The organism is Nostoc sp. JL23 (assembly GCF_017115065.1).
GTDB lineage: Bacteria > Cyanobacteriota > Cyanobacteriia > Cyanobacteriales > Nostocaceae > Nostoc > Nostoc punctiforme_A.
Genome location: NZ_JABXKN010000126.1, coordinates 1 through 14566, shown reverse-complemented (window position 1 = coordinate 14566; position 14566 = coordinate 1). Strand labels below are relative to the sequence as shown.

The following is a 14566-nucleotide window of genomic DNA, read 5'->3' as shown; positions in this document are numbered from 1 at the left end:
ACCAGCTAGGAATTAATTGTTTGCAATCTGCTGCCATAACCTGACTTCAGGTGGTTCAACTAAAAATTGTCCTGATTTTTCCCCTAAAGCTTTAATATACGGCTGCTCTAGGTGTTGAGCTAAAATTTCCTGGCTGACCCAGTTTTCATGTAACAGAAACAAAGATGGGTCGTCAACAGATTGGTGCAAATCGTAATTAATACAACCTTCTTCTATAAGAGTGAGAGCTATTACAGGTTGGAATTCCTGCTTGAAATTGTCTTCCAAACCTGGCTTCACTTTTAGTCGAGCAGTGACGGTTACTTGCTGATTTAACATTGTGATTCCTCTTTTTTACTAAAACTAATTCAAGTATTAATGCTGTTAATAATTTGCGAAGGCTTGAAGTAGTTGTAAGGTATGGGGCGAGTTTGATTTCTAATGTCTATTTGCCGTTCTATTTCATGCAAATTCTGTTGGAATTGCACCACAATTTCCTGCGCCAACGGATCAGCAAACTCCTCATCATAAAAACCCAATTTATCATAGTGGTACGATGTTAAAATCTCAGTCCACATCACCTGATCGGCAGCTTGTTTAAAGGGAGGAAGTATCTTCATGATAGTTTCCAAGTCCACACCTTTAGTTTCTGGAATTGGGTGGTAGGCTGCATAGGGCATATTGGGTACAAAAGCCATATATTCGTACTGAGAAAAATTCAAAGCAGAGTGTAGAGGAGCGCAAGTGAATACTACCACACTGATGATTTCGATTAGTTGTTCTAGAGTCTCAATCTTGGCTGGCATTCCCTTGACTTTACCACCATCTTGGGCAACTAATTCTCTAGCCCAATTTTGCAACTCATAGTCATCAATTAGATCCTGTGAGGTTTTGTAATAGAGTTGCAAATATTCATACACAAACTTTTCGACGGCATTCCAGATTAATATGCCATCATCCCGAAAAGGAAAGTGCGGTAAAATTTCTGGGTCATCCGTTCGACGACTTTTTATTAACCGAGGAAAGGTAAATTTTTCAACACTCCATTCTTCATAAACTTTTGCCACAAATCCAAGAGACTCCGCCAATGAACCTGCCATAAACTCATCAACCGGACCTCCGGGTTGTAAAAATTGAGTGCGCCCCAAATCGTTATCAAATAGCATAAAACGGAAGTGGGGTTTTAACAGTAAGGCGATAGGATGATTTTCTGCTAGTTGCCGCGCAGTTACAATTGCAAACGGAGCCATAACTGCATGGGTATAGGCGAAATGACTACCCAATTCTTGATGGTTGCCATCAGCAATTTGAACGCAGGTTTTTGCCAAAAACCAATCTAAATGGGGGTCATCTGGTGTATAAATCACGCTTTTTGCACCAGAGTCATGATTAATCTGAATGGCAACAGGTACTAGAGAACCACCATTAGAACTATCATTACTTTGCCAATAAAATAGAGCTTGTGGCTTGGGAAGGTACTTTTTAACATTATCGTAGACACCACCTTGAATATCAGATAACAAAGGGTAATCTAAGAAATACAGCTTGCCTTCCTTGAGTGCTTTTTCCAAAGTAAATTCTGTACCTGCAACCTTCTGAAAATGTGCATCTGTAACAGCAAAATTATCAGGTAATACATCAATTTTTTGGATAGCTAATGGGTTCGCTCCAGAGAGTCGTTGTTCCGCAAAACAAGAGTCTGTTTTGTAATTTTTTATGACATCGGGTTTTGGTAGTAGTGATAAAAGTTCTTCATATTCTTCCAATTCATCTAATGGGTCTAAAAAGTTTCTGGCTTTGGCAGCTAGCATATTTGGTGCAAGAGTTGCCATACTTGCCAAACGTTTAGCAGTATATTCCGCCGAGAATATTTCCTTATGAGGAACTTTATCAATGACTGGTAGAGGAGCTAGATAATCGTAATTAAATCTGTACTCTTCTCGATTTTTATCTAGCCAATTTATTCGGACATTAACATCAGGATCTTTTTGTGGTAAATATGGTTTCACGATTATCTCCAATTCGGTTTTTTAGCGTTTGGTAGTAAACGAGCGGCATCAGAAAGTTGCTAAATGCTAATATGATTTAGCAAACAACTTTCATTACAGAGTTTTTAGATACTCAATTAAGGCTTTTTTATTCTCATCAGATAAATCAGTGCCATAAATATGTCCCTGATTTGAATTAGCAGTTACCTTGGTATCGTATTTAAAACCTATAGCTTTGGCTTCATCTCCCTCAGTAATAAAGCTAACTTTTTTCGGGTCGTAGACATCATATCCCCGATAGAAAACTTGAGGACGATTCTCTGGTTTTTCTAACAAATCTTGTAGAGATGGGACTGAACCATTATGTAAATATGGCGCTCTTAACCATAATCCATCTAGAGAAACAGATACATACCCATTAGTTTTGCGTAAGTTTTTAAAGTCCCAAGGGTAGCCATCACCAAAATGATTGTAAGTATCCGCTCCTTCTTGCGTCCACATATCTAACCGATGGCGGTCAGTTCCCACTTCTTCAACAGGGATAACAGTACCAGTTCTTTCCCCACCAAAAGCGTGACAAGATGCACAAGTATTAGCAAAAATTTGACTTCCTTTTGCAGCCACTTGCTCATCAATCGCAAATGGATATTTAGGAGGTGGTAGTTCTTGAATAAAATCTTCTACTCGTTGTAAATCGGCTACAGGAAGTGATTTTTTGGTAGCACCGTCACCAATTGCTCCAGTTTGAACAGTTTCTGTTAGTGAAGTTTCTAACCCATCCCAATGGAGTGCAAAGCCTTTGTGCATCTTTTGATTCCAAAGAGGCATCATATCAGAGTTGCCAATAGTGTTATCTTTAGGCAACTTTAAAGTATTGAATTTAACTGGATTAAAAGGATCAATTCGACCAGGGCCCCAGTTAGGACGAGAATCTGTCCAACTATAGTCTTCTTTTTGTTGCAGTAGTGCTTTCTTAGTTTGAGGAATTAGCACATAGCGATAAAGTAAATTTTCTAGCCAGGAAAGGTTGTAATTATATTTGATTTCATCAAGGATATAATCTGCTGTAAATCTGGAATCACCAGCAGTTGCACTCAAAAATCGTAAATAGCCTTGCGAATCAAACTTATTAGCAGGAGCAGCGGCCACAATTGTGGGTTTATCTTTCTCTGTTTTTCTATAGGTAGCAGTATGGCAAACAGCGCAAGTTATACCGACGCGAGGGAAGCCAATGGTTTTTTTCGTAAATCCAACTGGCATTTCTTTACCCTCCTCCCATGTGATTCCCAAGGAAGTATAACCACCTGGCCCTGGTAATTTATCAGGGAATATTCGTGGTAGTACCAGCCAAATCCAATAGGGAACACCTTGCGCTTCTTCTGTGCCAATAGAACCATATTTAAAGTGTTCTTCAGGCGATTCATAATATGTGGGAACCTCTCGAAAAAGGTTGTACCATCCCACATACCCAACTACACCAGCTAAAAGAACCACAATTAAAACAATGCTTGTGATTACCCTACTTATTTTGTCTTTGAGTATTGTCATGGCACTCTTTTGCTCCTTTGCAGAAGAATCTGTTTGTAGTGCAGGAAATCTACCCACACTAAACTAGGGATAAAATTAGGAGAATTGCTTCACTGGAATTGCAGCGATTGCATTTTGCTACGCATTGCTAGTGTCAGAAGAATTACTTCCGCTAATCCAAAAAACAGGTCTACAAAGGCAATGGATAAAAATCCTTTATCTTGCCCAAAGAAAAGTACTGCACAAATGAAAAATGTCGATCCAAAAGCTCTTGAAGGAAATATTGATATCCAGGCAGTTGCCTGATATCGGTACGGGTCAAGTGCCCCAGGAACATAAAATGCACTAATAATAAATAACAGCATTCCCGCAGCACGAACCCAGATAATTGGCTCTGGTATATGCATTTTAAGGAACGTCAACATTAATTCTGGAAAGAAGCAAGAGGGAATGACAAAAAGCATATTAACAATAATGCCAACCCAAGTAACGCGACTAAACCATTTAGCATAATTATTCATTTTTCTCTCCTTTTAAAGCTTTTTCATGTACTCAACTAGTGCATTTTTATCTTCTGTAGGAAGATCGGTACCATATAAATGACCACTGTTACTATTTCCAGGTTTTGTGGTATCGAACTTAAAGTATTGCTTACCTTTTTCTACACCGACATCAGATACAAAACCAACTTTTGCTCTGTCAATCACATCGTAGCCACGATAGAATTCTTTAGGTCTATTTTCTGGTGTTTCTAATAAATCCCGTAAGGTGGGGACTGAGCCATTGTGCAGATAAGGGCCACGTAACCAAACACCATCAAGGGGCATATTTGCATAGCCATTAGTCTTACGGAAATTCTTAAAGCGCCACGGATACCCTGTATACAGAGTATTTTGGTTAGACATCGTTTTGTAGGTATATGAGTCGAGACGATGAGGGTCTGTACCAATTTCTTGAATTGGGACAACTTTACCTGTATATGCACCACCAAAAGCGTGACAACTAGCACAATTGCTTTGAAAAAGCTGTTCTCCCTTCGCTGCGATAGTTTCGTTAACTTCGTAGGGATATTTTGGTGGTGGTAGTTCCCACAACCAATCAGCAACTCTCTGAATCCGAGGCAAATCAATCGTTGTGGGTGTGACTCCCGCGCCTAAAGCTGCACTCTTATTTCGTTCATCAACAGAAGTATTATTACCATCCCAATGTAACTGCAATCCCTCACGGGGCTTTTGATTCCAAACTGAGGGGAAATCAGAAGTACCAATCAGTTCATCCTCACGCAATTTATCCATTGGGAAATGGAATTGAATTGCTTTATAAGGATTAAAAGTATCTACTCTTCCTGGGCCCCAATCTGGTTGTTTTTCAACGAAATTAAGTCGAGATGCCTGATTAATTAGTGCATCTCTAGTTTGAGGAATTGCAATGAAGCGATAAAGTAATTTTTCAATGGGATTAAGACCACCACTGATTTTTTCAATTTCTGGCAACATTCGATTAGCAGTAAAGCGCTGATCTACACCAACTGCTGATAAGAATTTGATATATCCCTGCAAATTAACCACATTAGCAGGCATTGTTGTGATGACTTGATGTTCGCTATTGGGGGTATTTCGCAGCGTTCCTGTATGACATACAGCACAATTCAACCCAACTCTATCGATAAAGACTCGCCGTTGCGAAAAACCTATAGGCAAATCTTTGTCAGGTTCTTTGATAAATCCCAGAGAAGTGTAACCTTTTCCAGGTAATTTATCTGGGAATAATTCTGGTAAAACTTTCCAAATCCAGTAAGGAATGCCATTGACCGGTTCGCTGCCGATTGAACCATATTTAAAATGGTTTTCAATATCAGCATAATCCACTGGGGAGTTGGACAAAATAGGCCAAAGGAAAAATACTGCTATTGCTACAATAACTACAATTACAACCCAAATCCGCTGGAAGATTCCCTTGATTGAGGTTGGAAGTAGGGTAGGGTTTGTTTGTTCAGTCATGAAACACTCCCCATTTTGTCGAGATTATTTGTAAGCGAAATTGTCGATGTGATCCGCATCGCTTTTTTATCTAGATAAATTTGCAAACTGAGTTTCATGAAAGACTGACATTACTTCTTCCATCATCTCTTCATAGCTATTGAAGCGATCCTGTTCGTAACAACCCAAGGGATTTTCAATTACATTCAGCAGACATTTATTGCAATAGGTACAGGGTTTATCTGCTAAGTCTTTACCTGCTTGAAAAGATTTAGCTAGGTCATTATTAGCAATTAGAGTACGAGCCATTGTGACGCCATCACAATAATGATCTTTAATTGCCTGACGAATATAAGAAGCTTGCTGTAAACCACCTGTACATAATACAGGAATATTAACGTGCTTTTTAATTTCTCTGGAATCTAGTAAGTTTCTGCCTTGGTTCTCTATTAGTAGCTGTTTGATTTTCGGGTCTTTTACATCATCACCACTAAATGCTTGAGGAGGCAATTGCTTTTTCACACGATTCCATAAAAAATTGAAAATTGGATGCAAAAATGCTTTACGAAATAAAATGTAGTTGCGTGTGGTTTCGACACCACTTGACAACATGGCATCATAAGTTCTGGTAATAACATCAAAATTAAAATCACCAATGGGATTGAGTGGGTGAGGAAATAAGCTACCAGTTGACACATGGACGGCATCAGCCCCAGCTTCTTCTGCCCATTTACAAACTTGGATGGAATCTTCTATGGTATTACCTGGTTTTTCCCAAAAGGTGACGGCGTTGTTATAGTCAACGGCACTAATTTTGAATTGCAGATGAAAGTCGTTGCCTACTTCTTTGCGAATTGCTCTAATTACATCTAGCAAAAACCGCGCTCGATTCTCTAATGAACCACCATATTCATCTCGACGGTCGTTAATTCCAGAACTGAGAAATTGATTAAAAAGATATCCATTAGCACTGTGCAATTCCACTCCGTCCAAACCTGCTTCACGGGCACGTCTAGCACCATCGGCGAAGTATTGAATTGTTTCTTTAATCTCTGTTAGTGTCATCGCTTGACACAAAAAGCCGTGGAATGGCTCTGTTTGGCTAGTGGAACTTAAGGCTTTTTTTCCTAAGTTTTCTACACCACCAATATCTTGCTGTCGCCCCGAATGACTTAATTGCAAAATAAATTTACAGTCATATTCGTGGACTCTTTCTCCTACTTTTCGCCAAAAAGGAATACGCTCATTACAGTTAATGGTGGCGTAATTGGGCATAATTCTTCCCCGGATGGCGACTGGGACAAAGGAACTAATAATCGCTCCTACACCACCACGAGCAAACTTTTCTTCCCAGTTGATTCGGGCTTGAGTACCTGAACCATCATAGTTATCCCATCTGCCAGAAATACTAGAGCGAAATATCCGATTTTTTACTGTGAGATTACGAAATCTCAATGGTTCAAAAATAATATCGTTTTCCATGTGTTTCTCTGTCTTTATCTATTGTTTCGGCAATAAAATTAGGTGTCAAAATTATTCGTAGCACTAACAGTCTCGCCAGAGAACTATTATTTCTAGTGTCTCTAGGAGGGCAATTTTTTATGTCTACAAATCTACAGTGGAGGTTTTCGGATGCGAGTGCTAAGTATTAAGTTTTTGTTACTTAGATTTACTTACCAAGTTTCAGCATGGATATTTATCCTTATTGGTTTTTACAGTTATATAAAGACTTTTGCAGTTTGTAAACCTACGGTATTTACAGAGCAATTCTTAAAAAAAAGTGACAATTCTCGTCTTTTGTGTCTTTTAAAAGGTTAAGCCAACCTTGAAAGTGGCTGCTAACAATTTGTTACAAACTTAACCAGGCACGTAGGGAACGGATATAACCATAGCAAATTGATTATTGAACACCATTGGAATTTTACAATTTTTTAAATTTTTGATTTATAAATGTATAAAAGTTTATTGATGACGTTTTACAAATTTGTGTAGTAACTTCATATATAACGAACCTCAGTTGGGTACATTCATCATCAAAATATTCCAAGACTAAATCTGGAAAATGGGAAATTGGTGATGAAGCATTAGTGTACCTCTGCAAACGTGAGGTGCAGTGGGAAAGGTTTAGGTGTTATGACCAGAGAGTTTTATGAAAAAGACAAGTCTAATTTTTAAGGGCTGTCTGCTCCTCCTATTCGCGACTATGTTTATAGTCTGCGGCTTTTATGGAACGCCTACAGCTCTAGCCGATGAGTATAGTGAAACACCTGCGCCCATAAGTAGTAAGTATTCGGATACTGGTGCATCTGAATACCTTGATAACTGCGAGGGTATCGGTTATCTCCCAGAGTACACAAAGGAGAATTTGACAGATGCCGAGAAACGGGGTCGTTGCACTTGGTACTTATGGACTGGCGGTAATTCTAAGTACTATCGCGATTTAGCGAAGCGAACGCGTGGTGGTGTTGACTTATTAAAGCTGATTGACTCGCGCGTGCATGACGAGCGATTGCAACGTTATGGCGCAATTAACGATCCTGGATGTGAAAAAGCAACAGCGCCAGATAAATATGGTTTGTGGCTAGATGAGTGTAAAGATCCACTTTCAACTGGCGTTATTGGGTTGCGTAAGTTTCAAAACCCCAACTTCGACTCGACAAAATGGAATACTGTTGAATATGCCAAAAACTCACAAATTGAGCCTCCATACGTAATTGGCCAGTCCTGCGCCATCTGTCACGTAGCGTTAGATCCCCTCAATCCACCCAAAGACAAGGAACATCCAAAATGGGAAAACCTGGTGGCAGCATTGGGTAATCAGTACATTAAGGAAAATAAATTATTTGCATCCAGCGTTGGAGAAAATAGTTTTGTTAAACAAGTACTAGATTCTCAGAAGCCTGGAACTTCTGATACTTCTCGGATTGCCACCGATCACATCAATAATCCGAATGCGATTAATGCAATTTTTAATTTAGGCGATCGCCCCAGATATCCAGAGGTAATGAACGATGGTTCAACCAAGGATGTTAATCATATTCTCAAGGATGGTGCGGACTCTACAGGAGTGGCAAATGCCTCACTACGCGTCTACGTCAACATTGGCATGTGCGGCGATTACTGGACAAGTCTTCATGAGCCTTTATTAGGCAGAACTCCCCAAAAACCTTTTGATATCGAAAAGGCGCGGAAGGAGTGTGAAGGTTGGAGACAGACAGAAGCACGCATGGCTGATGCCGAAGCATTCTTGAAAACCATCAAGCCGATGCACCTGAAAGATGCACCAGATGGTGAAAAGTTCTTGACTAAAGATGAAGAAGTTCTCAAACGTGGCAAGCTGGTTTTTGCCAGCACTTGTGCTAGTTGTCATTCCAGCAAAAAGCCACCTGCTGCGATCGCTGCTGACCCCGAACAGGCTCAAAAATGGTACGAAGAATCTGTACTCAGTAGTAATTTTCTCGACCACAACTTCTTGTCTGATGACCAACGTTATCCAGTGACACTAATTGGTACGAATGCGGCGCGATCGCTAGGGACAAATGCCGCTAAGGGGCATATTTGGGATCAGTTCTCGTCGAAGACGTTCAAAGAACTGCCATCACCAGGTACTTTGACGCTGTACAACCCCTTCGATGAGAAAAAACCCATCGAATTTAAGATACCTGATGGCGGTTTGGGTTATTACCGTACACCTTCACTAGTGAGCATTTGGGCAACAGCACCACTTCTTCACAACAATACACTAGGACTTTACAACGAAGATCCTTCAGTAAAAGGACGTGTAGAAGCCTATACGGATGCGATGGAAAAGCTGCTGTGGCCTGAAAAGCGTGAGGGAATTATCAGCAGGACAGATCGAGATACTAAATTAGAGCTTCCCCCAGGAGATCCGAATCCAAGATTTAAACTTCCTGTTCCTAAAGGTACACCTGTGAATTTGCTGGCAAGCATCAATATGAGAGAGGCAATTACATCTCTCAATCTCGGCAGCCTTTTTCAAGACTTGAAACCGGAGGGTGGAATTAAGGGTAAGTTGGCACGTGTACTTTTAAGAGCCAACAAATCTCCTGACTTTGTAGAAGATGAGGGTCATTATTTTGGCTCAAATCTCCCAGATGAAGATAAGAAAGCCCTAATTGAGTTCGTGAAAACTTTCTAAGTACAGCTCCCGTGTAAAATCGTAGTGTTTTAAACGCAGAGAATTCGCTACGAATTAATAAAATGTTGTACTAAGACAACTTGTTTTGATATTCTGCACTCGTTCCCAGATTTAACCTGGGAACGAGAAAAAATATTGATTAAATAGCAAGGATATATATGCAGTATTTACCAATCGTCTTCGTTCGTGGATATGCAGGTACACAAAAAGACGTTGAGCAAACAGTCAACGATCCCTTTTATGGATTCAATAGTGGTTCAACCCATATTCGAGTGGATGAGAAGGAAAATCCCCAGAAGTTTTTTTTCGAGAGTCCATTGCTGCGGCTAATGACCGATCATGGTTATCAACCGATTGTTGACAATCAGAATGTGAGCAATCAGATTAAAAGATTGTCCGATCAACTTCATCAAACTATTTGGATCTATCGATTTTATGATATATCTACACCTAGCTTTGGCTCCTCAAGTGTAGTTCGACAGGAAATGGAGGAAATAGCTAAGGGTTTAAGAGACTTGATCCAGAATGTCAAAGAAACGACGGGTGCTGACAAAATTTATCTGGTTGCTCACTCAATGGGTGGCCTTGTTTGTCGCAGCTTGATTCAAAAGATTTATCCAGAACAAGGCGAGCAAGCTGCCGATCACATTGACAAATTCTTTACCTACGCTACACCTCATGGCGGCATTTATTTTGAAGTAGGGAGTGGCTTGCTAGAAAATCTGAGGGACAAGTTTCAATTGAATAATTCTGATGACTTTGGCCCTCAACGGATGTATCAGTATTTAACACCTGGTATAAAGCCAACAACTGAATTACCCGATGACTTTCAGCTAGAAAAACTACAAAGCATAGAGGATGCATTTCCACCAAACCGCGTCTTTTCTTTGATCGGCACTAATGCACATGATTATGAAGAAGGTTTTGGTTTTTCACGCAAGTTTGTAGGAGTCAAAAGCGATGGTCTAGTTCAGATCGATAAAGCTTATATCGGGGGATCTCATCGTGCTTATGTTCATCGCTCTCATGGTGGACGTTATGGCATATTAAACTCCGAAGAAGGCTATCAAAACCTGCAACGATTTTTGTTTGGTGATATTCAGGTGAAACTCTCTCTGAGCAATATTGAGTTAAAAGACCTGGACAAGAATTTTTATCAACTGGAAACTAGGGTAGCTTTGCGTAGTCTTCCTATTCCTATATATGAGCAGGCGATCGCTCATTATTGCCCAATTACACAAGAGTTAACCCGAACAGATAAACCTGTTCCGCTATTTACAGCTTTCTTAATCCCAAGAAACTCAGCTAGTGATGATAATATATGTAGATATGCTCTGCGTTTAGCACTACATTCATTCACAAAACAAGAGACAAATTGGTTACGTGACAGTCATCTCGACCAAGTACCTTTGTGGTCTGACTATCTAATTACTGATGTTGCCGAATCAAATAGCAGTTATGAGGCTAAATACAGTTGGAATTCTGAAGAAAAAGAGCCAGTAATAAAGTTAAATCCGACTTCCGAATCCACTCCAGGTATATATGTTGCGTATGTTTATTTACCTGAACGTGGGCAAAAAGTCTTAGGAACAAATGCGGCAGTTCGCTTGGAAATTTCCCAATGGAAATAAAGAAATGCTTGTTGTGTAGTCAGTGATTAATTATGTTTACTTAGCAATTTTTGATTATTCTGGAGAGAGAATAATCAAGCTTAAAGAACGTTAGGTTAATAATGACTAATAACTAATGATTCATAAGAGACATGAGCGAAAAGGAATGGGAGATGTAGCCTATGTCTATATAAGGTTTCTGGATTAACACATAGTTATTTTTACGAGATGTCTATTTATTTCAAGCTGTTAAGGAGGAAAATTATGCAGACTAATCGCAAACAAACGGCTCTTATTACTGGTGCATCTGGCGGCATCGGTTATGAATTCGTGAAATTATTTGCTCAGGATGGTTACAATCTTATCTTGGTAGCTAGAAGCGTGGACAAGCTGAATAAAATCGCCGATGAATTTAAAAAGAAGTTTGGCATTGATGTCAAGGTTATTTCCAAAGATTTATCTAACCCATCAGCCCCAGAAGAAATTTTTAGAGAGCTAGAACAAGCATCGATTAATGTTGATGTGTTGGTGAACAATGCCGGGTTTGCTACCTACGGGTTATTTAACGAAATTGACCTGAATGCTGAAATGCAATTGCTACAGGTTAATGTTTTATGTCTGACACATTTAACCAAGTTATTTCTCAAAGGTATGGTTAAACGGGGATCTGGAAAAATATTAAACTTGGCTTCCACTGCTGCTTTTCAACCAGGGCCACTGATGGCAGTATACTACGCTAGTAAAGCCTATGTCTTATCGTTCTCAGAAGCGATCGCTAATGAATTAGAAGGTACAGGTGTCTCGGTAACGGCGCTTTGTCCAGGACCTACCGAATCTGGTTTTCAACAAAGAGCGGCAATGGAAGATTCAAAGTTGGTAAGCGGTCAAAAAATTATGACTGCGGAAACAGTAGCCCAAATCGGTTATCGCGGTCTATTTGAAAACAAAACTGTTGTTGTTCCTGGAATTAAAAATAAGCTACTCGCTGAATCTGTAAGATTTACTCCCAGAAAGCTAGTAACTAAACTAGTCAGAAATATGCAGGAAAGTAAGTAATAAGTAGGTCGGCGTAAATAATTAAGGCAGGAGGAAGAGGACTTGGGGACAAGGAGAAAGACTTGTTGCAAGTTCTCACCTCTTGTCCCCCCTGCTCCCTGCCCCCCTGCTTTTTCACTAATCCCCTTGTGGATGCTCATCCCACAAGGTTGTCAGTTCTCGTAAACTCTGATGATTGCCATTACCCAAAATCAGATGATCTAGTACCGGAATGCCCAAAAGCTGCGCCCCTAATAATAACTGACGTGTCAATTCTATATCTTCCTGGCTGGGTTCAAGGTTCCCAGAAGGATGGTTGTGGGCAACTATTACCCGCGTTGCGCCTTGACGAATAACTTCTCGAAAAATATCACGGGGAGAGGCTAGGGTTTCGGTTGCAGTACCAATAGTAATTACTTGCGTACCCAATAAACGATTCTTGACATCTAACAGCACCACTGCAAAACGTTCTTGTACCTGCCACATCAAATCTTGACTGAGGGTAGCAGCAGCAGCAAGTGGGCTATCAATCAATGTGCCATCGTTGGGCCGAGATTGAAAGGCGCGTTTACCCAATTCAATTGCTGCTAAGATACTTGTCGCCTTCGCCGGGCCAACACCAGAAATTTGCATTAACTCAGCAGGGCTAACTTCTCGCAGAACTACCAAAGGATCGCGTTGGTGTTTGGCTAATTCGCTCAAGATATATTGCCCCAAACCCACAGCAGATAGTTTTCCTGGCCCTTGACCAGTGCCTAGAAGAATTGCGATTAACTCCGCTGTGGCTAAAATTTTTGCACCATGCGTCATTAATCGCTCACGCGGACGCTCATTTGTAGGTAGATCGGCAATTCTGAGGCAATAGGTCATATTAAACTAAGAAAATAGCACCACACATAGAACTATCCTTAGTTATCCCTCGTTTGCTCTCAAAATCATCTTTATTTGAGAAAATCTTTAATTTTACCCGCCCCCCGTAGGCGAGCGCACTTCCACAATCAACCAATAACAAGTTACTCAAGACTATTTGGGAAGAAAGCAGCAGGTGAAATATGAAAAAACTTCGCCAGTTCTTCAATGTGTCTAGTTGTTAATTTACGCTGCTTTTTCAATATGGCCGATATAATAGATTCTGTTTTGAAAATGGGTACTAAATCTTTTTGAAGTAGCCCATTTTCTTCTATCAAAACCTGAAGTAAATCTATTCCATAAATATCAGGCACAGGCTCTTGCGTTTGTTCAAACTCGTAAACTAGAGTGCCTAAAATATTAAGATAATCTTTTTCATCCAATGTTAACGGAGCGCTATCTATCAAAGAATTAATAACTTTTTGGGTAGCAAATAACTCATCCTCAGTCTTGATAGGACGAGGAGGAAATGCTTGCAGCAGTTCAATGTAGGTAGGACGTTTATTTAAACCAAGGGTCATTTTTCCATTTGTCTGTGTCGTACTCTGCATGAGTTAATACGTTGCGAATAAATACTTTTTGACTTTGATAGTCAATATAGGTAATAAGGCGATACTTGTTTCCTTGAATGTTAAAAACTGTAAGCTCACCTACTGCATAGGTAGAATTAAAAGCTTGGCGAACTTCAAGTAAATTTTGCCACTTGGCTAATTTTGCAACTTTATTCCAACCACGTAAACTAGATTCAGCATCGGGATACTTTTGATAAAAAAGTTTTAGTGCTGTATTGGAAATAATATGCATAATAAATGAATTTTTTCAAAATAAAGCTCATAAGAATGTTTCTCTAAATGCCAAATCGTAGTTATTCAAACTTAGCAAATTGCTAAGTTGATGTCAAGAGTTTAATGATTAGGTTTTTCGCTTTACCCCTAACGACAGTAGACTTTCAGTGAAAATATACTTGTTACCAAGTTTAAGAAGTGTAATTATGTACCTGCTGCCATAGGCGATCGCTATGTTCGATGATTTATTCAACAATCTCAAAGGTTTTATTGACTCTAAACTTCAAGAAGTCGGTAACGATCTGCAAAAACGCTTCGGCGTTCCCGAACCCGCAGAGCCATTTGTGCTGATTCGTCAATTCACACCTGCTGATTCCACTGTGACAAAGGGATGTATTGCAATTGTCGGAGAAAGCTGGCAAATTGAAGCTTATGACGATAATACTCAGCGTTTTCTAACTAATAGTACAGATCCTTTGCGAAATGTCATATTATTTGAAGTTGCAGAACCCGATGTCCAAGAGTGTGTTCTTGCTTGTCAAGTTAAACAGTGTAGGATTAGTATATTTTGTAGCTAAATAAATGCTGTTCTTAA

Annotated in this window: 13 protein-coding genes; 4 read left to right on the top strand and 9 right to left on the bottom strand. The window is 39.8% G+C overall.

Going from position 1 to position 14566, the window contains the following annotated elements; translation table 11 throughout:
* Nucleotides 1-12: 12 nt before the first annotated feature.
* The 6 genes from HWQ42_RS25520 to HWQ42_RS25495 form a co-directional block, all read right to left on the bottom strand.
* Nucleotides 13-318, bottom strand: a complete 306-nt coding sequence (locus HWQ42_RS25520) for a putative quinol monooxygenase (RefSeq protein ID WP_292817022.1) — start codon at nt 316-318, stop codon at nt 13-15.
* A gap of 29 nt (nt 319-347) precedes the next feature.
* Nucleotides 348-1988: a lipoxygenase family protein gene (locus HWQ42_RS25515; RefSeq protein WP_292817021.1), complete on the bottom strand. Its 1641-nt coding sequence runs from the start codon at nt 1986-1988 to the stop codon at nt 348-350.
* Between the two features lie 93 nt (nt 1989-2081).
* Nucleotides 2082-3515, bottom strand: a complete 1434-nt coding sequence (locus tag HWQ42_RS25510; protein WP_292817020.1) for a c-type cytochrome — start codon at nt 3513-3515, stop codon at nt 2082-2084.
* 89 nt (nt 3516-3604) lie between these two features.
* A complete protein-coding gene (locus HWQ42_RS25505; protein ID WP_292817019.1) occupies nt 3605-4015 on the bottom strand; it encodes a hypothetical protein in 411 nt (136 codons plus the stop codon).
* Nucleotides 4016-4027: 12 nt separating this feature from the next.
* Nucleotides 4028-5494: a cytochrome c gene (locus HWQ42_RS25500; protein WP_292817018.1), complete on the bottom strand. Its 1467-nt coding sequence runs from the start codon at nt 5492-5494 to the stop codon at nt 4028-4030.
* A 66-nt stretch (nt 5495-5560) separates the two neighbouring features.
* Complete coding sequence (locus HWQ42_RS25495) at nt 5561-6955, bottom strand: NADH:flavin oxidoreductase (protein ID WP_292817017.1); 1395 nt, start codon at nt 6953-6955, stop codon at nt 5561-5563.
* A gap of 721 nt (nt 6956-7676) precedes the next feature.
* Between HWQ42_RS25495 and HWQ42_RS25490 the strand changes: the two genes are divergently transcribed.
* The 3 genes from HWQ42_RS25490 to HWQ42_RS25480 all read left to right on the top strand — a co-directional run bounded on the left by HWQ42_RS25490 (nt 7677) and on the right by HWQ42_RS25480 (nt 12298).
* Nucleotides 7677-9632, top strand: coding sequence for a hypothetical protein (locus tag HWQ42_RS25490; RefSeq protein WP_292817016.1), 1956 nt, complete (start codon nt 7677-7679; stop codon nt 9630-9632).
* 158 nt (nt 9633-9790) lie between these two features.
* Complete coding sequence (locus HWQ42_RS25485) at nt 9791-11263, top strand: alpha/beta hydrolase (RefSeq protein ID WP_292817015.1); 1473 nt, start codon at nt 9791-9793, stop codon at nt 11261-11263.
* 243 nt (nt 11264-11506) lie between these two features.
* On the top strand, nt 11507-12298 hold the full coding sequence (locus tag HWQ42_RS25480) for an SDR family oxidoreductase (protein ID WP_292817014.1): 792 nt from the start codon (nt 11507-11509) through the stop codon (nt 12296-12298).
* A 117-nt stretch (nt 12299-12415) separates the two neighbouring features.
* Here HWQ42_RS25480 and radC read toward each other — a convergent pair whose 3' ends face one another.
* The 3 genes from radC to HWQ42_RS25465 all read right to left on the bottom strand — a co-directional run bounded on the left by radC (nt 12416) and on the right by HWQ42_RS25465 (nt 13990).
* Nucleotides 12416-13147, bottom strand: a complete 732-nt coding sequence (radC, locus tag HWQ42_RS25475; RefSeq protein ID WP_292735444.1) for a DNA repair protein RadC — start codon at nt 13145-13147, stop codon at nt 12416-12418.
* Nucleotides 13148-13290: 143 nt separating this feature from the next.
* On the bottom strand, nt 13291-13707 hold the full coding sequence (locus tag HWQ42_RS25470) for a transcriptional regulator (RefSeq protein ID WP_292817013.1): 417 nt from the start codon (nt 13705-13707) through the stop codon (nt 13291-13293).
* A complete protein-coding gene (locus HWQ42_RS25465) occupies nt 13688-13990 on the bottom strand; it encodes a type II toxin-antitoxin system HigB family toxin (protein WP_292817012.1) in 303 nt (100 codons plus the stop codon). Before HWQ42_RS25465 ends, HWQ42_RS25470 begins: the two co-directional genes overlap by 20 nt.
* 214 nt (nt 13991-14204) lie before the next feature.
* Between HWQ42_RS25465 and HWQ42_RS25460 the strand changes: the two genes are divergently transcribed.
* The gene (locus tag HWQ42_RS25460; protein WP_292817011.1) at nt 14205-14549 is read left to right on the top strand and encodes a hypothetical protein; all 345 of its coding nucleotides are present in this window, start codon (nt 14205-14207) and stop codon (nt 14547-14549) included.
* The last annotated feature ends 17 nt before the right edge of the window (nt 14550-14566 follow it).